19 protein-coding genes and 6 pseudogenes are annotated in these 20,445 nt (G+C 58.8%); 8 read left to right on the top strand and 17 right to left on the bottom strand.

Features of this window, described 5'->3' with window-relative positions:
* Positions 1 to 220 precede the first annotated feature (220 nt).
* Positions 221 to 927: pseudogene (locus tag HPS36_RS15855) on the bottom strand (IS1595 family transposase); the annotation flags it as partial.
* 318 nt (positions 928 to 1,245) lie between these two features.
* On the opposite strand from HPS36_RS15855, the gene HPS36_RS15850 reads away from it, so the two are divergent.
* Complete coding sequence (locus tag HPS36_RS15850) at positions 1,246 to 1,437, top strand: hypothetical protein (protein ID WP_173230933.1); 192 nt, start codon at positions 1,246 to 1,248, stop codon at positions 1,435 to 1,437.
* Between the two features lie 316 nt (positions 1,438 to 1,753).
* Here HPS36_RS15850 and HPS36_RS15845 read toward each other — a convergent pair whose 3' ends face one another.
* Positions 1,754 to 1,948: a hypothetical protein gene (locus HPS36_RS15845; RefSeq protein ID WP_173230932.1), complete on the bottom strand. Its 195-nt coding sequence runs from the start codon at positions 1,946 to 1,948 to the stop codon at positions 1,754 to 1,756.
* 721 nt (positions 1,949 to 2,669) lie between these two features.
* Between HPS36_RS15845 and HPS36_RS15840 the strand changes: the two are divergent.
* Together HPS36_RS15840 and HPS36_RS15835 are read left to right on the top strand one after the other, a co-directional pair.
* A pseudogene (locus HPS36_RS15840) lies at positions 2,670 to 3,918 on the top strand (hydantoinase/carbamoylase family amidase).
* A 103-nt stretch (positions 3,919 to 4,021) separates the two neighbouring features.
* Entirely contained in the window at positions 4,022 to 4,465 is a 444-nt protein-coding gene (locus tag HPS36_RS15835; RefSeq protein ID WP_173230931.1) for a RidA family protein, read from the top strand.
* On the opposite strand, the gene HPS36_RS16945 is transcribed toward HPS36_RS15835, so the two are convergent.
* The 5 genes and pseudogenes from HPS36_RS16945 to HPS36_RS15820 form a co-directional block, all read right to left on the bottom strand.
* Positions 4,395 to 4,853 (bottom strand): amidohydrolase family protein, encoded by a 459-nt coding sequence (locus HPS36_RS16945; protein WP_235681773.1) that lies wholly within the window; start codon positions 4,851 to 4,853, stop codon positions 4,395 to 4,397. The genes HPS36_RS15835 and HPS36_RS16945 overlap by 71 nt on opposite strands.
* A gap of 259 nt (positions 4,854 to 5,112) precedes the next feature.
* The gene (locus HPS36_RS16940) at positions 5,113 to 5,631 is read right to left on the bottom strand and encodes an amidohydrolase family protein (RefSeq protein ID WP_235681772.1); all 519 of its coding nucleotides are present in this window, start codon (positions 5,629 to 5,631) and stop codon (positions 5,113 to 5,115) included.
* Positions 5,632 to 5,688: 57 nt separating this feature from the next.
* Positions 5,689 to 5,913, bottom strand: a complete 225-nt coding sequence (locus HPS36_RS16935) for a hypothetical protein (RefSeq protein ID WP_235681771.1) — start codon at positions 5,911 to 5,913, stop codon at positions 5,689 to 5,691.
* A gap of 154 nt (positions 5,914 to 6,067) precedes the next feature.
* A pseudogene (locus HPS36_RS15825) lies at positions 6,068 to 6,702 on the bottom strand (IS6 family transposase).
* 257 nt (positions 6,703 to 6,959) lie between these two features.
* The gene (locus HPS36_RS15820) at positions 6,960 to 9,563 is read right to left on the bottom strand and encodes a heavy metal translocating P-type ATPase (protein WP_173230930.1); all 2,604 of its coding nucleotides are present in this window, start codon (positions 9,561 to 9,563) and stop codon (positions 6,960 to 6,962) included.
* Between the two features lie 447 nt (positions 9,564 to 10,010).
* On the opposite strand from HPS36_RS15820, the gene HPS36_RS15815 reads away from it, so the two are divergent.
* A complete protein-coding gene (locus HPS36_RS15815; RefSeq protein ID WP_235681770.1) occupies positions 10,011 to 10,511 on the top strand; it encodes a methyltransferase domain-containing protein in 501 nt (166 codons plus the stop codon).
* A gap of 178 nt (positions 10,512 to 10,689) precedes the next feature.
* Here the strand turns inward: HPS36_RS15815 and HPS36_RS15810 are convergent, their stop codons facing one another.
* Positions 10,690 to 11,280 carry an AsnC family transcriptional regulator gene (locus HPS36_RS15810; RefSeq protein WP_173230929.1) on the bottom strand — a complete coding sequence of 197 codons (591 nt, stop codon included), beginning with the start codon at positions 11,278 to 11,280 and terminating at the stop codon, positions 10,690 to 10,692.
* Between the two features lie 131 nt (positions 11,281 to 11,411).
* Between HPS36_RS15810 and HPS36_RS15805 the strand changes: the two genes are divergently transcribed.
* A complete protein-coding gene (locus HPS36_RS15805) occupies positions 11,412 to 11,609 on the top strand; it encodes a heavy-metal-associated domain-containing protein (protein ID WP_173230928.1) in 198 nt (65 codons plus the stop codon).
* A 101-nt stretch (positions 11,610 to 11,710) separates the two neighbouring features.
* Here the strand turns inward: HPS36_RS15805 and HPS36_RS15800 are convergent, their stop codons facing one another.
* From HPS36_RS15800 to HPS36_RS15775, 8 genes and pseudogenes are all read right to left on the bottom strand, one after another.
* Entirely contained in the window at positions 11,711 to 12,058 is a 348-nt protein-coding gene (locus tag HPS36_RS15800; RefSeq protein ID WP_173230927.1) for an SHOCT domain-containing protein, read from the bottom strand.
* 68 nt (positions 12,059 to 12,126) lie between these two features.
* The gene (locus tag HPS36_RS15795) at positions 12,127 to 12,432 is read right to left on the bottom strand and encodes a hypothetical protein (protein WP_173230926.1); all 306 of its coding nucleotides are present in this window, start codon (positions 12,430 to 12,432) and stop codon (positions 12,127 to 12,129) included.
* Between the two features lie 263 nt (positions 12,433 to 12,695).
* Positions 12,696 to 14,439: pseudogene (locus HPS36_RS15790) on the bottom strand (ISNCY family transposase).
* Between the two features lie 383 nt (positions 14,440 to 14,822).
* A pseudogene (locus tag HPS36_RS17120) lies at positions 14,823 to 15,158 on the bottom strand (DUF7546 family protein); the annotation flags it as partial.
* Positions 15,159 to 15,447: 289 nt separating this feature from the next.
* Positions 15,448 to 16,653, bottom strand: a complete 1,206-nt coding sequence (locus HPS36_RS15785) for an IS4 family transposase (RefSeq protein ID WP_173230925.1) — start codon at positions 16,651 to 16,653, stop codon at positions 15,448 to 15,450.
* A 30-nt stretch (positions 16,654 to 16,683) separates the two neighbouring features.
* Positions 16,684 to 17,007: a DUF7546 family protein gene (locus HPS36_RS17115; protein ID WP_449405255.1), complete on the bottom strand. Its 324-nt coding sequence runs from the start codon at positions 17,005 to 17,007 to the stop codon at positions 16,684 to 16,686.
* A 25-nt stretch (positions 17,008 to 17,032) separates the two neighbouring features.
* Positions 17,033 to 17,278 (bottom strand): annotated as a pseudogene (locus HPS36_RS15780) (helix-turn-helix transcriptional regulator); the annotation flags it as partial.
* A 77-nt stretch (positions 17,279 to 17,355) separates the two neighbouring features.
* The gene (locus tag HPS36_RS15775) at positions 17,356 to 17,706 is read right to left on the bottom strand and encodes a HesB/IscA family protein (protein WP_173230924.1); all 351 of its coding nucleotides are present in this window, start codon (positions 17,704 to 17,706) and stop codon (positions 17,356 to 17,358) included.
* 2 nt (positions 17,707 to 17,708) lie between these two features.
* On the opposite strand from HPS36_RS15775, the gene HPS36_RS15770 reads away from it, so the two are divergent.
* Positions 17,709 to 18,197: a hypothetical protein gene (locus HPS36_RS15770; protein ID WP_173230923.1), complete on the top strand. Its 489-nt coding sequence runs from the start codon at positions 17,709 to 17,711 to the stop codon at positions 18,195 to 18,197.
* A 379-nt stretch (positions 18,198 to 18,576) separates the two neighbouring features.
* On the opposite strand, the gene HPS36_RS15765 is transcribed toward HPS36_RS15770, so the two are convergent.
* Positions 18,577 to 18,909: a phage repressor protein gene (locus tag HPS36_RS15765; RefSeq protein ID WP_173230922.1), complete on the bottom strand. Its 333-nt coding sequence runs from the start codon at positions 18,907 to 18,909 to the stop codon at positions 18,577 to 18,579.
* Positions 18,910 to 19,287: 378 nt separating this feature from the next.
* On the opposite strand from HPS36_RS15765, the gene HPS36_RS15760 reads away from it, so the two are divergent.
* Positions 19,288 to 19,596 carry a helix-turn-helix transcriptional regulator gene (locus HPS36_RS15760; protein WP_173230921.1) on the top strand — a complete coding sequence of 103 codons (309 nt, stop codon included), beginning with the start codon at positions 19,288 to 19,290 and terminating at the stop codon, positions 19,594 to 19,596.
* Between the two features lie 222 nt (positions 19,597 to 19,818).
* The gene (locus HPS36_RS15755) at positions 19,819 to 20,322 is read left to right on the top strand and encodes a hypothetical protein (protein WP_173230920.1); all 504 of its coding nucleotides are present in this window, start codon (positions 19,819 to 19,821) and stop codon (positions 20,320 to 20,322) included.
* Positions 20,323 to 20,445: the final 123 nt, after the last annotated feature.

The raw sequence follows: 20,445 nt of genomic DNA, 5'->3' as shown, positions 1-20,445 counted from the left end.
CGGGCCGGCGGCCCTCATCGGCCGGTCGCAGCGGTCGTGAGCTACAGCTGTCGCCTTCACGTTCTGACCGCCTGCCGGCTGGTTCCTGAACCACCATGGTGCCTGCTTGCGGTTTCTCTCTCGTGATCAAGATCGGATCGATCCCGGCGAAAAATATAGTATCGCAGACGTGGTTTGTTGAGCTAGCAGGCTTTCATAGGTGTGTAGCACATTGTTGATTTCAGAGAGTGGCTTTGACGGCGTGTTTGAGCGCTTCTCGTCCGGGTTTGCGGTAGAGTTCTCGTCTGAGTTGGAACGCTCGGAGATACTGTGTAAGGCGGTCTTTTGAGATGCCTCGATGCGGCGAGAGCCACCGTCGCGCCAGCGACGCGTGGCTCTCGCAAGTGTTCACGTGGACCGTGTCGTCGGCGTATTCACCGTCTCCGTGAACGACGTATTCGCGGTCGAATCGCTCATCTTCATCAAGCGGATCGTACGCACGAAATCCGTCGGTATAGACGGTGAAAGGCTCCTGCTGGCGGTCAGCCAGCAGGAGCCGGATCGTCGATTCGTCTGCGGATTTCGCTGGCACAACGTACCGCTGCTCGGTGCCGCGATCCACGAGGACGAATACGGGCGGTTTGTCTTGATCATACGTTCCGCGCCCGCGTCGAGAGAGGCCGCGAGAGCGCGACCGGTCGCGCTCTCGCGGCCTTTCAGACCAGCAGAGACGTAGAACTCGTCAATTTCAACCGGGCCACGAAGATCGAGTGACGGCGCGTCGAGCGCTTCAGCGAAGCGCTCGACACGCCTATGGATCGTTTTGTAGGTGACCTCGATTTCGCATTGTAACTGCCTGAGACTCGTGTTAAATCGCAAAAACGCGTAGATCGAGAACAGCCACTTGCGGAGTGCGATCTTCGAGTGAGCGAAGATTGTGCCAGTCGCTCTTCTGTAGGAGATTGTTGATACAGTCGTCGCTAGCTGAGCAGGAACACTAATTGACTTTCTAAGCACCTCTACCGTGGACTCCCAATTTGGTCCATGCACCCGCAAATCGCAGGACCGCAGTCCATCAAGAGCGCCCATGATAGTGCGTCCTTGGCAGGTAGGCCAATCAGAGCCACGCGTTCGATGACGCTGTTGAATCATCGGCCTTTGACCACCCCAGTACCTCTTCACGCACGCTGGGGACTTAGCAGGCTTTTGTACCATCAGAGCCAATTCGACACGTACGCACGACTCGGGGTTGAGGAGGTAGGGTGTGTGTCAGTGAAGGTCAATATCGGTGGCTTCCTCCAGCCGCTCAACACGCTCGCGCAACTCTTCAAGATCAGGGCCCTCGGTTCGGGCGTCCTCCAGCGGGCGGATATCGGTGAGCGCGTCGTCGAGGATCAGCGTGTCATAGAAGTCTTCACATGGTACAATTATGTTTATTACCTTTTCAGGGGAATGTAGTCGTATAAAGCTGTGCACCAAGTGCACGGTGCTTAAAATTGCTCAAAAATAGGCGTTTTATTTCTGTATGATGACTATTCTTGCTCGGTTGGCGTAGTTCACCTTAGCGACCGTGATTTCTATGAAGCCGTAGACACCAAGCTCGGAGCCGATAATACTGAATCGTCGATAGCCATGAGAACGGTTCTATGACACCCTCGAAGACGGCTATCTCCAAGTCAACGCCGACGAGTTCCTGACTATTTGACGGGCACTCAAACGTGTCGAGCAGGGCTACAGCTACACTGAAGCAGCTGATGGAACACCAGTTGCCGAATCAACGTTGCGTGCCCTCCACGACAGGTGCCGTGACCTCTACCTCTATGCCGAAGCTACAGATGACCGGCTCCAAGCCCTTATACATGAAGTTGAACCTATTGAAGATCCGGATATCCTCGCTGATACAGGTCTCCTTGAGCAGGAAATTCGGGGGGCTGTTCGCAATGACTGACCGCACTGAACCGGTTGTCACGAGCCAACTTCGACGTGAACTCGTGTCTGCCTTCAGCCTATACGAGTTCGACACTGACGCCTACTAACACCTAGCCCCCCTCGCGACCGCTCTCGCGGTTGTCCTCGGCGTTGTCGTCCTCGCACAGCGCACGATGTTTCAAAGAAATCCATCTATCGGGTCATCAATCGACGTGATCTCAAACGCGGCCGGGCGCCGCGCCACGGCACTGCTCGGTGGCTCTGGAGCGCGAGTCCGGCGCGGCTCCTAGTGATGGGCATATTCGATGTAGGCCAACGTGTTCGACCGGATGAGAGCACGACACCGACAGTCATGTGTACGATACAGGCTGTCACCGAAGACGATTCCCTCGTAATCAACGGGACCCGCGAACGTGGGCGGTGATTGATGTCGCCGACCGGCCAATCAAGTACCCAGCAATCTAACCGAGTGTGCCGACTTGCCAGTAAGTCGGTGGTGTTAGGCTGGAGTTCGCCAAGTATCACGAGTGTCACGAGGCAACATTTCATATCCTGGAGACGTACGCCACATGATGGTCGCCTAGATATCGGTGACAACTGGTTCGGTCGGTTCTGGCACCTGTCGGTCCGCACCGAAGTGTGAGTCTGGCTTATCCAACATCTGTACACTTCTAAGTCGAGAGAACCGGTACGATGGTCGTAAACAGGACCATCTGAACGGTGGTCACGGGTTTATAAACGGGACGGCGATGCGTAGAGATATGTACATTGATGCGGACCGTTTGTGTGAGGATATCGAGGCGAACGCGCGGCTCGGGGCGGTCGATGCGTCCGGGGGCGTCGGCCGAACGGTCCTGACCGGCAGCGAGGCGGACAGACAGGTCAGAGAGCGCTTCGTCGAAAGACTGACTGCGGCGGGCCTGTCCGTCCTTGTTGACCCTGTGGGAAACATCGTCGATCGCTGGACGCCGGGAGGCTGTAATCCGGAGGCCGCACCGATCGCGGCCGGTAGCCATCTGGATTCCGTGCCGCGAGGCGGAATATTCGACGGGCCACTGGGAGTCTACGCGGCACTGGAGAGCGTCCGTGCCATACAGTCGGCTGACGTTGCTCCCGACCGGCCGATTGAGGTCGTCTCGTTCACTGAGGAAGAGGGCGGTCGGTTCGGTGCCGGAACTCTCTGGTCATCCGTGGTGGCGGGACAGCGGACGGCGTCGGGAGCGCTGTCGCTCACGGACGACGACGACGTCTCCCTCGAAGAGAGCCTGTAGCGTATCGGCTTTGCCTGGGACGACACGGTCGAGGCCGGCCGCTGGGACTCGTGGGTGAAACTCTACGTCGAACAAGGTACAACGCTAACGGATACCGGTGCCGGCGTCGGTATCGTCGACTCGATTACCGGCATCACGAAGTGCGAGGTGCGTATCACCGGCGAGGCTGATCACGCCGGTTCGACGTCGATGGACGAGCGGACCGACGCGTTCGCGGCCGCATCGGAGTTGGTCCCCGATCTGGAACGTGCCGGTCGGGACTGCGCCGAGACGAGCGAAGCCGCGGTGGCGACTGCCGGGAAGGGCTCTATCGCGCCGAACGCGCGGAATCATCGTCCCCAAACGTGTGGACTTAGACTTCGACATCCGGGATGTCGACCACGACAACATGACGCGGATGGTCGAACGCTGTCGGGACAGCATAACGCGGTTGGAGCGGAATCGGGGCGTGAACACGTCGATAGAGCGGTACCGAGACAGCGCCACGACGCTCTGTAGCGACCGATTTCTCATAGCGGCCGAGGCCGCGGCCACAGCGACTAGCGTCGAGTCGGTACGACTGTCGTCTGGAGCGATGTACGACACGGCCAACGTCGCCGCCGTCACCGACGCCGGACTGCTCTTTACGCCGTCGGACGACGGCTACTCACACTCCCCGCGGGAATGGACCGACTGGAGCAACTGTACCGCGGCGACGGCTGTGCTCGCGGAGACGGTTCGATCGCTCGCGTCGGCGTGATATACGCGGGTGACCGACTACGTGGATTCGCCGAGTTAGAGAGGGGTTTCGGACCACCATCTGGAGGGTGACGTTTTTTATCCGATATCGATGATGTTCGGGTGTGACCAGTTACGCCATCAACCCCCCGGAACTCAAAGACGCCCGGGAGATCGGGTACAACCACGCGCGAATTGACGGCGGCACCTTCTACATGGCCGGGCAGGTCGCCATGGGCGCCGACTCGACGGTCGTCGGCGACGACATCGAGACGCAGGCCCGGAAGGCCTACGAGAATGTCAGGATTCTGCTCGACGCTATCGACAAGAGCTACGACGACATCTCGAAGGTGACGACACACATCGTCGACCCGGCCCAACACTACTACGACGGCTACAAGAAGGTGTACTGGGAGACCTTCGACGAGCCGTACCCGTGTCACACCGTGCTCGGACACGACCAATTGGCCAACGAAGAGTACCTCGTCGAGATCGAGGTCAAGGTCCCGCTCTCGCCGGCCGACATTGAGGCCATTGAGGCCGACGGCGAGACGATACGCGAACTCTAACGCGACGCCCGGAGCGCCTCGCGGGGGCCGCGCCGGTCGTCTCGCCGTCCCTGACGACGAACTCGCCGTCGACGAGCACATGGTAGATGCCCTTGGGGTGTTGTCTGGGGTTGTCGTACGTCGCCGGTGAGGAGAAGATATCCGGGTCGAACACGACGAGGTCCGCGTCCATCCCGGGGCGAAAGAAGCCTTTCGTGTCCAGCCCCATCGACCGCGCAGGCAGCGAAGTCATCTTCCGGACGGCCTCCTCCAGCGACATAAGGTCCGCCTCGCGAACGTATTTGTCCAGCACGCGCGGGAACGCCCCGTAGACCCGTGGGTGGGGGTTCCCGCCAAAGAGCCCGTCGGTGATGACGTTAATCCGCTCGGAGCCGAGAATGTCGCGCACGTCGTCCTCGTCGATGAAATGGTTGATGACGCTAACGCTCAGTTCCTCCTCGGCCAGTAAGTCGAAGACGGCGTAGACCGGCTCGGTATCCCACCGACGGCCCAGCGCCGCGACAGACTCGCCCTCGACATGACTGTTTACATCGCTCTCGACGGAGGCGATGACGACGTTTTCCCAGCCGGAGTAGGCGCCGGGGTTGTCCCAGCCCTCGATGCGGCCTTGTTCGATTTCCGCTCTGATGCGCTCGCGGGCCTGCTGATCAAGAAGGTATCCGACCGTCTGCTCGGGCCTCTCGGCGTGGACCCACGGCGGCAGGACGTGCGACAGCAGCGTGTTGCTCGCCGTGTAGGGGTACTGGTCGGCCGAGAAGTCGACACCCCGCTCGCGGGCCGCCCAGTTTGAAGTGCGAGAGATGGACCGGCACCCCGGCCGTCGCGCCGATGTTGACGAACTCGTTCAAGGCGTTCCAGATGTCCCCCCACTCGCTGCGGATGTGGGCGACGAACGGACAGCCGTATGGCGACAGTTCCCCGGCCGGCGCGGTCTCTTCTTCGGTTGTGGCGTACGAACACTGCGTGATAACCAGCGCCGTCGACAGCCCGAACGCCCCCTCGTCTATCGCTTCAGCGACGAGGTCTCGCATCTCGGACAGTTGTTCGTCGGTCGGCTCCGCGTCTTCCATGCCTATCACGTTGAACCGCACTGTTCCGTGGCCGACCAGTGTCCCAACGTTCGGCGCGATGCCCGACTCCTCAACGGCATCAAGATACGCGCCCACGTCGCCCCACGTCCACTCGTGGTCGACCCGCTCGGCCAGTCCTGCTAGCTGGTCCTGCTATTCTTCGGCACCGCCCTCCCGGTACATCGGGGCCATCGAGAGCCCGTCTTGGCCGAGTATCTCCGTCTTGATGCCCTGCCGGACCTTCGGCGCGAGCGTAGGGTCGGCAAACAGCTGGAGGTCGGAGTTTGAGTGCGTGTCGATGAAGCCAGGTGAGACGACATCGCCGTCGACATCGAGGACGGTCTCGGCGTCTGTTGACGGCTCCGGGACGCGGCTCACGTTGGCTATCTCGCCGTCTTCGAGGCGGACCGCGCCAAGGAACCACGGGGCTCCGGTCCCGTCGACGACGCGGTCGTGCTCATAGCGCTATCGTGGACCGGCAACTCGCATATATATGTATATATATATACATTCCCCATATTGACGATAATGTTCAGATAAGCTGATTCCATGCGAAAGCAAACGATCTGAGCCACTCGTCAGCAGTTTCTGCTTCGGCGTTGCTGAAAAAGTTTGAGAAACAGATAGTTCGACGTTCTATATCACAAAAGACATGTTCGACGCTGTTCCGATTTCCATGTCGTTCGTATCTAAAATCGAGGCCGTGTTTGCGACAGGCTCGATGAAGTGAGGCTGATCCATCGACGAGAACAGTTGTGTCATCGACATCGTGTTTGTCACGGAGATCAGCGAAAAACTGATCTGCGAGAGCGTTGTTTATCGGTAGCTCAAGCTGTGTATAGAGCAGATCGTTCTTTTCGGATTGACGGCAGCGTACAGCCAATACTGTTCATCTTCAAATCGAATCACGATCTCATCGCCCGCAATGTGATTCGGGCACCGGCCAGATTCCGGCTGTAGATCGGCTTTGTGAACCCAGTTGTGAATGGTAGAGCGAACCCGATTAACACCGAATACCTCAATAAATGAAACATTATTCGAAAGTGGGATCCCAGCTAAATGGAGTTGGATACTGAGCTTCATCAACAGTCACGGTGTTGCCTCTTGCTCCACAAAGTCTAAATTGATCTCGTCTAAAAAGCCGCTGAGGCGGTCGTTTTCGGGCATAGAACACCTTGAAAACGCACCGCCTCACCCTTTCATCCTTATCTGAACACCCTCCCCCGAAGAACGGTTTCGACGGTCCGCTGACGGTACTCCACGACTCACTCACCTCCAGCCGTCATGTCGTGCTCTTCGATCGGTCCCGCTGTTCGAGCGACGCGTCGGCGAGGGCGTCCGCGAGGTAGCAGGCGCGGAGTCCGTCGAGTTGGTGTCGGCTGTTCCGGCGGGGGTGCGCGCACACTGTCCGGAAACGTTCGCGGTCAGCGAAGCCGACCGAACAGTTCGTAGTCGTGATCGGGGCCGTACCGCCGGAACAGCAGGCTGTTCGTCAACACTGAGACGCTGGAGAACGCCATCGCACCCGCGGCGAGGACGGGCTGGAGGAGCCCAAGCGACGCCAGCGGGATCATCGCGGTATTGTACCCCAGCGCCCACACGAGGTTCTGCTTGACCTTCTGGAGCGTCGCATCGGAGATACGGATTGCCTTCACGACATCGAGGGGGTCGTCGCGCATCAACGTCACGTCCGCGGCCTCGATGGCGACGTCGGTGCCCGAGCCGATTGCGGTGCCGACGTAGGCCACTGCGAGTGCGGGGGCGTCATTGACGCCGTCCCCGACCATCATCGCCTGCCGCCCCCCGTCCTGGATGGATTCGACGGCGTCGGACTTGTCCTCGGGAAGAACCTCTGCGCGGACGTTCTCGGCGTCGATGCCCACCTGCCCGGCGACCGCGCGGGCGGTCCGCTCGTTGTCGCCGGTGATCATCATTACGCCGACGCCGCGCTCTGTGAGCTGGCTCACGGCATCTTTTGCGCTTTCCTTGACCGTGTCAGCGTCGGCGACCACCCCCACGAGTTCGCCCTCGTAGGCCACTAACATCGCGGTCTTCCCTTCGTTCTCGAAGCGTTCCATCGTCTCTGCGGCCGGCTCGGGGTCGATGCCGTTGTCCCGAAGCAGTTTCCGATTCCCCACTAGGACATCGTTCTCACCCACCGTAGCACGGATGCCGTGGCCAGGCACGTTCTCGAAGTCGTCCGGGTCGGTGACATCGATGCCGCGCTCTTTCGCTCCGTCGACGATGGCACGGGCGAGTGGGTGCTCGCTCCCGCTCTCGGCGGTCGCTGCGAGCCGGAGGACGTCGTCTTCTGAAAGCCGATCTCGGGCCGCCAGTTGTCCACCATCGGCGGCTGTGTCGCCTCCGTCCGTGATTGCTTGCCCGTCAGCGTCGAAGATGACCACGTCGGTCAGCTCCATCGCGCCCTCGGTGAGCGTGCCGGTCTTGTCGAAGATGACCGTGTCGACATCTTTGGCGCGTTCGAGGATGTCGCCGCCCTTGAACAGAACGCCGTTCTGTGCGCCGATAGTCGTGCCGACCATCGTTGCCGCCGGCGTCGCGAGTCCCAGCGCACAGGGACAGGCGATCAGCACCGCCGAGGCAAAGACGACGATGGCGAACTCGAAGACGGTGATTGTCCCGCCGGCGATCGCCGGGCCACCGGCGACGAGTCCCCACGCCGGGAGCCAGTTGACAAATCCAGCGAGCACCTCAGGGAAGGCAAACCAGACGACGGCCCAGAAGACGGCGTTGACGATGACCGCCGGGACGAAATACGCCGAGATGCGGTCGGCGAGGTTCTGGATGTCGGGCTGACGCGACTGGGCTTCCTTCACTGTCTGGACGATTTGTTGGAGCGCAGTGTCGGAGCCGACCTTCGTTGCCTCCACGACGAGCACGCCATTCTCGTTGATGGTCGAGCCGACGACCTCGTCACCTTCCTCTTTCTCGACGGGGACGGACTCGCCGGTGACCATCGACTCGTCGACCGCCGACTGGCCGTCGACGACCACGCCGTCCGTGGGGATCTGCTCGCCAGGCCGGACCTTCATCCGGTCGCCGACCTCGACGTCCTCGAGCGGAATCTCCTCCTCGTTCCCCTTGTCGTCGACGACGGTGGCCGTCTCAGCCTCCATCTCCAGCAGTTTCCGGAGCGCCTCGCCAGCTTGCCCCTTCGAGCGAGCTTCGAGGTAGTTCCCGAGGGTGATGAAGACGAGGATGAGCGCCGCCGTGTCGAAGTAGACGCTCCCGGCGACCAGGTTGAGGAGGACGGCGACCGAGTAGACGTACGCCGTCGTCGAGCCGAGGGCGATCAGCACGTCCATGTTGGCGCGGCCGTTCGTGACGAGCGCCTTGTAGGAGTTCACGTAGAACGGTCGGCCGAGCACGACCTGAACCGGCGTCGCGAGCGCAAACTGGGCCCATACGGCTCTGACGCCGAAGATGCGGTCGGGCACCACCGCGCCACCGAGCAGCAGCTTGTCGACCATGAAAAAGAGGAGGGGCGCGGACAGCGCGGCGCCGAACAGCGTGAGCCGGAGCTGTTTGCGGCTCTCGGCCTGGCGGGCGGCGTCGCGGGCGTCTCCGCTTGACTCCTCATCGCCGTCTTCGCGTACGGGTGAGTAGCCGGCGTCCTCGATGGCGTCGTACATCGCTTCTCGGTCCGCGTCCGCAGGGTTGTAGGTGACCTGTGCCTCGTCAGTCGCGTAGTTCACCTCGGCGTCGACGACGCCGGGGACGGCTTCGAGGGCGGTCTCGTTGGTGTCCGCGCAGTTGGCACACGTCATATCGGAGATAGCGATTGTCACTGTCTCCGAGACGGCACCATAGCCGGCGTCCTCGATGGCGTCGTAAATTTCTCGCAGTGTTACCTCCTCGGAGTCGTACTCGATACTCCCTTCGTCGGTGGCGAAGTTGACGTTCGCTTCGCGCACCCCGTCGAGGGATTCGAGAGCCTCGCCAACTGTCTGTGAACAGTTGGCACAAGACATCCCCGTGATGTCGAGGTGTGCAGTTCGCGTACTCATGGTGGACTATACTACGGGTTCCTCCCTTAGTGCGTTTTCTGTTTCAAAGACAATGTATGCCGGACTAGAAAATTCAGAATCGAAAGCGAATCGCCACACCAGCCAGCTAGTCGTTGTAGTTGGCTATAGGACGGTCGGTTCTGGATTACAAGAGGTGTAGCCAGTGGGAATCCCGAGGCAGAACGTCAATACGTCGCGGTATCCAACGGCGTGTCGTGATGACTCCCGCCATAGATTATCTCTCAAATGACGCACGGGCACTCGTTCACGGTTTGTCGAGCGCAGAAACGACGGACGGGAACAGACATACCGGTATCGTGACCGCAGTAGAGCGGGATCGACCCAGCGAATTCAACAGCATCGACGAGACGGCCCTGCGAGGATGAGACGAGTTCTGGATCACGCCGGAAGTGAGTGTTTGTGACAGCTCGCCGCCGCGGCCAGCGGTTGTACGACTGGTGGAGTAGACATGACAGAGCGTTCAGCCTGTTGTACGATCTGGCGTTCCTGGGTGGAGAGCAATCGTTCAGAGACCGGAGCGCCGAGGCGTTAGCGCTCGGAGCGGGCGATAGCGTGCTCGAACTCGGCTGTGGCCCAGGGAACTCGTTCGCGGAGCTCCGCAAACGAGTCGGCGAAACCGGTCGCGTCGTCGGTGTCGACTACAGTGCAGGGATGGTCGGACGAGCGAAAAGCCGGGTTCGACAGGAAGGGTGGGATAATGTCGACGTCGTCCGCGGTGACGCGACGACGCTCGGTACCGAGCCCGAATCGTTCGACGCCGTCTACGCGGCGATGTCGTTAACTGCCATGCCCGACCCCGACGCCGCCATCCGAGAGGCGTTCTCCGTACTCCAGAACGGCGGACGGATCGCTGTCCTCGATGCACAACCCTTCCAGGCGTTCTCGTGGACAGTCCTCAATTCACTTGTTGTCCCCATCTCGAAATAGACGACGAACTAGAACGTCGATACCGATGTCCAGATGGTACTGCGGGAAACGTTCGATTCCGTCTCAATTAGCGATACGAACGGTGGGACGGTCTTCATCGCACGCGGCCTGAAACAACGAGACGACCCGACACCAACTGATCGGGAGTAACAGACTTTGGGCACGGTGGCCCGAACCGTTAAACGCCCTCTTTGAGGCGCTGACACTGCTCTTCGAACCGGCCGCGACACGAGCCACAGCAGAAGTGATAGACGTCGTCGTCGATCCGGGTGGATTCACCTTCGCTGTCAACCGTATTCCCACACTCCGCACAGGTAATGGCGAACTCGGTCCCATCGAGCGAGGGCGTCCATTCGAGGTCGTCGACAAGCGTGACCGAGTAGTCGATCGGCGGGAGATCGTCGAGCAGGCCGTCGATCCACCGCCGGACGTTCTGTCCCTCGGCCCGGCCGTAGATCCAGAGTTTCCCCTCGGCCGTGACGAAGAGGTGTTCGACACCGTCTGCGCCACTGAGCCGCTCTCGAAGCGTTTCGCTGGCATCGGAACTGTTCTCGAACTGGACGAACACTGGCACGCCGGCGCGGAGCTGTGCACGGTTCACGTCGACGGTGAACCCGTTGATGACGCCGGCTTCCTGTAACCGCGTGACGCGGTCGGAGACCGCTGGTCCGGAGAGGCCGACGGTTTCACCGATGTTGCTGAACGGGCGACGGGCGTCCTCCGCCAATAGCGAGAGGATCTCCATATCGGTCTCATCCAATTCGCGCATATCTCCCGTAGGAACTCCGCACCACAATACTGTTTCCCAGATTTGGCCTTCGAACGGCAGCTACACCGGGCCGTATTCTTTGGATTTGAAGCAGTAAGTCATAAACACGTGCCTCTCATACGTATAGCTGTATGACGCAGACGATCACCGTCGAAGGCATGACCTGTGAGCACTGCGAGCAAACCGTCGAAGAGGCGCTCGAAGGCGTCCAAGGAGCCACGGAAGCGAGTGCCGACCGCGAGTCGGAGTCGGCGACCGTGGAGGGGACTGTGGACGCAGGCGTCCTCGTCGACGCGGTCAACGACGCTGGCTACGACGCCTCAGCGTAAGAGTGGGTCTCTCCCAGTCGTACTGACTCCGAGCGGTATTGACTCGAGGGATATTCGAGAGCCGCTAGAGGGAGAGCGACGATGCTGGTTTGAGACGTGGTCTAGCCTTCGAGCTGTTTCTTGTGTTCGTCGAACTCCTCGTCGGAGAGTTCTCCTCGCGCATAGCGCTCGCGGAGCTCTGCGAGGGCCGTATCCCCGTTCTCGGTCCCGTTCCCGCGTTCGACGCCGTAGACGAGCGCCAAGACGAGGCCGATCAGGAGTAGCGTCCAGAGGAGCATTCCACCGCCGAGCATCCCGAACCACCCGAGTCCGCCCATGTCGCCCCAACCGCCGCCCATCACGCCGCCACCGTGTACAGCGGCCGTCCCGCTCGCACCGACGAGGAGTGGGACGGCGACGAGGCCGGTCTTCAGCCCGTTCCGTCGCAGGATTTCGAATTGTGAGGTCATGATTTCGTGTTTCGTTGATACCTCGTGCGTTCGTCCAATATTATATCCAACGCGAAGGGAGGGGTAGGTCAGCAGTGACCGTAGCCGGCCCCCGAGCCGTAGCCGTTCATGTCGCCGTCATCGGCCATGTCCTGGCCCATTTTCTCGACAGTCACGCCCACGTGCGACTCCATCCACTCGGTCGCACCGGGACCCATGTGTTCGGTCGTCTGCGCGTCCATCCAGGTGGCCCACTCGTCTGCGGTGCCATTGTAGGGGGGCGCGTCGTCAACAGTCGATTCCTCGCCGTGTGCGCTGACCACGGGTGCGGCGAACGCGAGTCCGACGATCGCGAGTGCCACGAGCAGCCAGCGTCCAATGGTGAAGGTGGTCATCGTTTTTCGCCTCACGTAGTCACACGCTGGGATCGGGGTTATCCTCGTGGGTGTGAATCCAAACATTAGACCACGTTTTCGGGATATAGAGCGTCTACAAACGAATAGCGGTCGAATCAGACGGAGTTTGAGATGTTCTTGCGGAGATGGTATGTATCGGTTGCTGGCTGCCGAGGAGTGACAGCGGAGGGCGAGGGAATGGCTGATATAGTGCTCAGATAGCGAAGCCTGCGGCTTGCCGCAGGCGAGCGACAGGTGTTTCATCATCTTCTCACCTGGCTTTCCGGAGGAGAGTTCCTGACCACCCGGACGAACGTCCTGGCGGTCACGACTGGCGGCGACCTGATTTCTCGCTCCATGCCGACTTTCACCAGAAAGTCGGTGAGCCGCCACAGATTGTACAGCAGTGCTGCGAACGTGAAGTTGAACAACCGCACTCGGTAGTCTGTCGAGGAGGTCTTTGGAAGGTATGACTGAACCGACTTGTACTGGTTTTCGATGTCCCAGCGACGGCTGTAGCTGTTCGTCACGTGAGCGATCTCGTCGGGAGCGACGTGATCGCGGTTGGTCACGAATACGGCGTACTTGCCTTCAGCGTCGTCACTGGTGGCTGGAACATACAGATATTCTGCGGTATGGTCGACGTCCCCGTCGGGATAGACGGGGGCGTCGTGGTTGACAGCGGCGTCTACCCCATCTTTGCTCTTGATCTGCTTGATCACCTCGTAATCTGACTCGTATTTCCCCATTGGCATCGTGTACAACAGGTCACGACTGTTGATCTCTACACGAACCTCTTTCGCGTAGAAGCCACGGTCCAGTAGCACTTCGTCCAGATCGACGTACTGCTGGGCTCTCGAAAGCAGACGCGCAACGACGTCTGCTTTCGAGTCAGCTGGGGCGTCGACTGGTTCCCACTCTGAATGTTCCTTGACACCCTCAATTCCGAGGATGATTGGCACGTCGTTCCCAACGATCGTGATCGTCGCGAACGTGTAGCCGTGTTTCAACTCACCGTCGTCGACGTACCCGCTCACCATGGGCGGGTACGTCGACTTTGGAATCTCTTCGTCCTTGTCGACCCACGGCCAGACGTGGTAGGGAACGTGCGTGAAATCGACGGCCGCCACGACGTGGCGGTCGTCGAATGGATCCTCGTACCGAATCGTCTGGAGGATATTCTCCGTGGCGGTATCGAATGAATCCATGAGATACTCTCGGAACACCTCGGTAAACGCAACGATATCCTCGATCTGTTGGTCTTGGAGTGGAACAGAGACTTCCTGATCAGCCGGCATTGCGAACTGCTTAATCACTCGGAGGAACGTAGAGTCGTCACAGGCGTCGTTCTCGTCGAGAAACCAGCCAGCTTCACCCTCAGAATGGGCACTTTTCGGTGAGGCATGCCGAGGCGAACAGATCAAGGATCTGTTCGTCCTCGTAGACTCTGTTATCGGCTCTGTGGGAGTCGAACTCGCCGAAGGCGTGCCTTCGGGCGAGCTCGACAATTTTGTTCCCCTGCTTTCGAACGTGCTCGCGTGTTACGGTCGTTTCATCATCGTCTTCTCCGATATCGTCTTCATCTGGGATGATCGGAACCCGTGCTTCCAACACGACGCCACGGTCAACGGCTTCTTTTGCGATACCCGTAGCTGCGGCGTTAAGCGTCCGTTTGGTTTGGTCGGTAAACTGCTGCCACGCGTACGAGAGTGATTGCTGGGACGGTGCCTTCTCCAAATCAAGTGTCTTCAGGAGTGACGGGCGGTTTTCGAGGCGATCTTCGACCTCGCTCTGGGCGAGGTCGTAGATCTTCTGATAGAGATACACCCGAGCCATCGGTTTAGTCCCGTTTCCGACCTTGTGTTGCTGGCGGTCGTCGACAAGCCCGTCAACTGGAATCGATACCTCTCCGAGGACACGCCAGAGGTGATCCACTGTTTCACAGACTTCCCCAGCGTGATAGACGATCGCCCCCGCGAGCGCGGGGGCGTCGTCACCTGCCGACATCTGCTCAGAAGTCATCGTAGTTCTGAGTCCGTCGGGGAGAGATTTCAAGTCGTTACATTAGTCGTCAAATAGACTAGTTCAGATCTCTCCTGAACTCATCGCTGTCTCGTCAATCGATACTACGACTAACTGGTATTGTCAGCAGTCTAGTGGTTGGTAGGATTTGAGATCCCGAAAACGTGTTAGACTGTTCAAGAGGTCTATAACGATATCTAAACGTTTCTACTGATAAGATCGTTCATACCTGTTGAATTCGAGTGGATCGGAAAAAATGAGCGTAAAGAGAGCTGTCAAAACAGAGCAATTATGACGACGATCCAGACAATAACAACGGTTCGGACGGCGAGTGAGGCTCGGTTATTGCTGCTTACAAACGAACTAGCTCAGTCCGTTCGGAACCGGTGATACTGTCTCGTGAGTGTTCGACGATGGAAGAGAATTCCAATCGTCACGAGAAACAGAACGGTCGCAATCTCGTATCCATACGCACCAAGCAATAGCATCGTTGAAGAACCACTTAGTCCGCCTGTAGGTAGAACAGCAAATAACGGACTAACGCAGGCAGGGCACGCTACGATCCCGACGATTCTTCCGATTGCCGACTGCGAGAAATCAAGCAACGCATCGTGGACGAGATACGCCAGCGCGAACAGGCCAACCGCTTGGTAAGGAATGAGCGAGACTGTGATCAGGTCTCCTGTATAGAGAAAGACCGGACTCCACCCTAGAGATCGACCCTATGTTATTACGAAGCCGCTTGGTCCAGTGAGCTGCCCGAAATGAGAGGTGCTCGGCTGTCGCGTTTCAAGTTGATAAAGACACCGCGCGGGCGTGAGCAACGAAATCAAGCTGAGTCCGCTGGCTGAAAGATACGCGGTGACGAGCAACCAGCGAATTCGGCTCGAGAGTCCGGTTCGGACGGGTTTCTACCAGAATTTAGAGTGGCTTCTGCTGCGCTGACCAGAGCCGCCGCTCACAGCGGCGGCGAATCACCCGCCGTGAGAGGAGTTACCCAACCGAGCCGAGCGTGTCGTTCCAGCGTTTCCGTACTTCTCGAATCGCTTGCGGCACGCCACCCCGCATCGGGTGGCGTTGCCGCAGCCACTGGATCAACAACAGTCCAACCAACGCAGAAAACAACTCGAACAGCACGCCGTTGAGCGTTGTCGAGTGGAAGTTCTCACCGTTCAGATACTGCTTCAGCTCCCGAAACAGGATCTCGATCACAGTTCGCAGCGTGTAGATGCTGATTACGTCGATAGGGTCGTACTCTGACGACGCCAGCGTCGTCAGGTACTCGAGTTGCTCTCCGTCCGGCGTTTCAAGCACTACTCGCCGGAACTGTTCTCCTGTGTCGGCGAGTTCGATGCGGTCGTCCCGTACCTGCCGTGTTTCATCACCGTCGGTTACCTCAGCGGTCTGGATCTGTTCACAGACATCGTACCGAGCGTCCGATTCTAGCAGTGTGATGAAGTCATCGTTGATGGCTGTGAAGCCGCAAAAGCGCTCGTAGCGTGTGTAGCCACGGTCGAAGACCCAGATTGGCGAGTCGAGGTCTGGAAAGACCTCGACATCGCCATAGAGATGCTCAAACTGCGGATTCTCGTGGGTCTCACCTTCTGTCACGGTCGCACCGAGCGGATGCTTGTGTTCTCCGTCGACACGCGCGGCAACATGGAGTTTGATGCCACCGTCGCCAGTGTAGATCTCGTAGGACTGCTCGTCGTCTCCGACGAAGTCGTCCGAGACGAATACCGACCGTGTGAGTTCGAGATTTGTCGCATCGGTCGCAACAACGCCTCGCGTGAGTCGCTGGAGTCGTTTTCGTTCGACGGCTCGTTGATGGGCCAACTGTGGGGTATGGAGTAGCTCGAACATGGTACGAACGACCGCGCGGTAGTCGCGGTCGTTCGTGTACCGTGAGAACGTAGAGGCAGCCATATTCTCCATTTCAGCGGCTGTATCGGTGGTTTCTTCGAGTTCGGCAAGCGAGTCTGAGGGATCGATCCCTTCACGCACGGCGACTTTGAGGTGGTTGTCGAAGTCGTGTTTCTTGCTGTGTTTGCCGATATCGAACTCGTCGGCGATGGACTCGCTGCCGACTGCGTCGAGCAGCGAGTACACTGCGGTCGCAGTTGAGTGATCAGAATTGAAGTACGCTGCGTCCGTTTTTCCTGTTGGCGGCCTTTGCTGAGAGTTGGAATTCGCAGCCATCAGGTCGCCATTACCGACTTCACGCCGGTTTTAAATACTGGAAACGCGACAGGTGCTCGGTCCAAGTAATCCTGAAAAATAAAACATCATGATGAGGTATACAGTAACGACAAGTGCGGCACCGACACGATACACTCGACGTGTCGTGGCAGGTCGGGTGTGCCAGATCACCCAGAGTGAGGCGGTGAACCAAATGAACGGAAGGACGAAATGCGTCCACCGACTCCCTATATCCCCTGTGAAATATACATACACCAACCCAGCAATCAGTTTTACGGCGAGGAATAGATTGAGCCACGTACTCGACTTAAGAAGTTGGCTAATTTGATCGCTTTCGAGTGTTGCTTGTGACATGGTGGGGTAATGTTCGTGTGAAGTTCTATGTCTGTTGGTTCTGAAGGTCATCGCTCGGATACACGCGATAGGTCCTACCCTGTCGTTCCCGATACAGCAGCCCACGCTCCTCGAGTGAACTCACAGTCTGGCTCACTTTACTCTTCGAGAATTCAGATCGATCCCGAAGTTCGATCTGCGTGATTCCGGGGGAGTTCAGGACGGGTTGGAGGACACGTCGTTCATCATCCGGTAAGAGATCGAGAACACGCCCCTGTGGATCCGATTCAGGATATTCCTCTTGAGAGCCGCCGGTACGTTCCGCTCGAAAGACCAGGTATCTACCACCAACGGGGAACGCACCCTCAGCTAATGGAAAGACAACCCGCACCCACACTCCTGTTCGGCGTTGGGGTTTTTGATTGTAAACCCGGTACCGTGGGCTGTCCGGTTGAGGTCAACCTCTGCCCCACGGACATACTGGGCGCTCGCCCGGTCAACGATAACGTTCGCCTGCGCGGTCTCGTGTACGAGATCCTCATCTCTCGGATCGGTAACCAGGTCAAACCGGTAGGACAGTCCCGCACAGCCGCCGCGTTCGACGGAGATACGTACCCCAGCAGATTTAGGATCGAACCCATCTTCACGGAGGATCGTGTTCATCGCGCTGGCGGCAGCATTACTTAGCGTAAGTAGCTCTCCGCAGTCCTCGTCGATCATGAATGCTCTACATGTCTCCTCCGTTAGTGTTAAATGTAACGCCAAACACCAACATGACCCGCTGCGGACGCACATCGTATGGCATCAACGACATCTTCGGTCAGTGGCAGCACCAAGTCGATCCTCGGAACGTTCAGCCTGATATCCCGAAGATCCTCCGCGAGGTTGAGGAGCACTTGGCGGAACACGTGCCGACGAATACTGATCAGGAGGGTGCGGAACGGGCTCGGAAGTCTGTCGGAGCTCTGCTCAGTCGGCGCGAACAGCGCGAATTCCGTGAGATATACAACGACGATGGTCTCGGGCCGGTGGAGAAGTCGAATCTATTCGTTGACAAGGTCGACGAATTGGGGCTAGAGCCCTTCGAGAGCCCGGATCCCAAGCCCCGAATCCGGAAGGAAGACATCCAACTCATGTGTTGGATGGTGATTAGTGATGAGGAAACACGAGAATGGGGCGGACTCGGAGAGCAATCGAGAATCGGGATGTGAGGTTGCTTCCGTGTGAGACCTCGGAACTCGCCGTGCCAGCTCGGGCATAGCTTCTCGCCGTTATTTTCCTTCAACTGCGACGACTAGTTTGTCGAGAAGGAAGTGGTATACACAGAATAGTAGTAACCGCTACTTGTTTAAAATATTGGCACGCCCCCGAAAATGTGAGTGAAATCTTACTCTCCGCTTCTCCACACCTCAAATGACTCATCCGACCTCATAGCATAAAGCGGCCGCAGACCCTACTCAGCCATATGATCAGGACCCTCCGTGCTGAGAAGCTCGAAGCGAACGTCCCACAAGATGGCAGCACCATCGGAGGCTAACTTCTCAATAATTCGTTCGCCTAATTAGATATCCACGGAATGAATGACCGCGTTCAGGTTGCGCCTCCGTTTGACTCACCAGAGACGTCTTCGGAGCTGCTGGCGGTAACCTCGCTGGCGTTGTCATCGATATAACGCCATTCCTGCGTGTCAAGTCGGCCGGCGAGGTACGCCTCACCATCGTCGGTGATGACATAAACGCCGTTCCCGAGATGCTGAACGAGCCCGTTCTCTTTCAATTTCTTACAGCGGCGACCGATGTATTGACTTGAATATCGGATTGGTCCCTCCTCTTTCATTTCCGTAGGAGATCCAGAACCGTTCTCGCGTAGATATTCGAGCACTCTGTCGTCCACGAGTGCCATCCAGTCTCCAGAATATCTCATGAGCAGACTACTAGTTCGCTAAAACCTATTACACACGATTGGAACTTAAAATAGCTTATTGAACTCTTAGTTTCAGGCACAATCTATAAGTTGTATCACCTACGTTGAGTAGACACGGAGCCCGAGTGACGAACCATCGGCTCGCGATGAAATGTAGGAATCCCGGCCGCGGTGCTGGAACACCCGGCCGGGTCGGGTTCTGTGCTCAAACCACAGAACCATGCTGATGATGGCAACTGCGGGGCTTAAGCCCTGCGCGACGACCAGCGAATCGAGCGAAACTACCAACGATGGCTGTGCGTTCTGCCCAGCACCGGCTGACGGTTTTGACGCCGAGCGCGGCGTTCCCATCTGTTGCTCCTGTGCGGAGGTCGACGCATGAGCGCGGAGTGCGCCAGTGACCGCGACGCGCTCGCGGATCTCACCGCGTTCCAACGCGACCTCCTTTGGGCGCTCTCCCACGAGAACGCCCGCAAGGGGACGGCCCTGAATGCGTACCTCGCCGACTACTACGGTGAAGAGATCAACCACAGCCGCCTATACCAGAACCTCGACACCCTTGTCGAGTACGGCCTCGTTACCCAGAAGTCGCGCGACGGACGCACTAACGAATACAGTCTCACCGACGCGGCCCGTCACACGCTTCAAGCGCGCCGCGTGTGGCAAGTACGGGGTGAGACGACGTGAGCTCCTCTGGTCCACCGCACATCCGGTTTGACGCCCGCGAACGCCTCACCGGCGACTACGACGACATCACCGTCCAGCAGGCAGTGGAGGGCCACGCGTAATGACGAAGCTCTGGCGCTGCCGCGAGTGCGAGCGGCTCGTCAACCGCTTCGTCAACGGTTGGGTCTGTCCACGGTGCGGGTGGTATTGTGGCCAGTCACTCGTGTATGTGAACCGAGGCCCATGAGTCGGGAGCAACACTCTGACGCCGGCTCAACGCCGCCAGTCCGCCCCACGCCCGCACTCGCCACGAGTCTCGATCAGCTGTCGCTTGCGTCCACATCGGGCGCCTGCCAACACTGCGGGCGCTCGTTTGTTGAGGGCGATGAGATTGTCGCGTACGTCTCCAAGCCAGCCGAGAAGCGAACCCACGAGGTCGGCCACTGCGTCTGCGCGCACAGCGAACACCGCCACCCAGAGGTGTTCACCCTCGGCGTCCACGAACTCCTCGTGGCCGGGCGTATCGGAATCGCCTCAGACGCCGCGACCCAATCCACCTGGCCGATTCTCGTCGAGCCAGTCCCACTCGGCGTGAGCGCGCCAGCAACGACGACGATCCGCTGGCTGCCACCGGAGACACCACTCGCGGAGCAGGTCACGCCGACGGCGACCCAACGACAGCGACGGCGCGGGGCCCAAGCGCAGGTGACGGTCACGCACCCACCGAAAGCGGAGGGGGATGACTGATGTGTTCACCACCTCACGCCGAGCTTCAACCACGAAGACATAAGCGCCACCCGACGCGTCCGTCCACACAGTCAGCAGCAGACCCGGATGCCCCCCACGCGATAATCGCCCACCTTCAGCAGG

The sequence above is a fragment of the Halorubrum salinarum genome, assembly GCF_013267195.1.
Lineage (GTDB): Archaea > Halobacteriota > Halobacteria > Halobacteriales > Haloferacaceae > Halorubrum > Halorubrum salinarum.
This window is presented reverse-complemented; position numbering and strand designations above follow the sequence as displayed.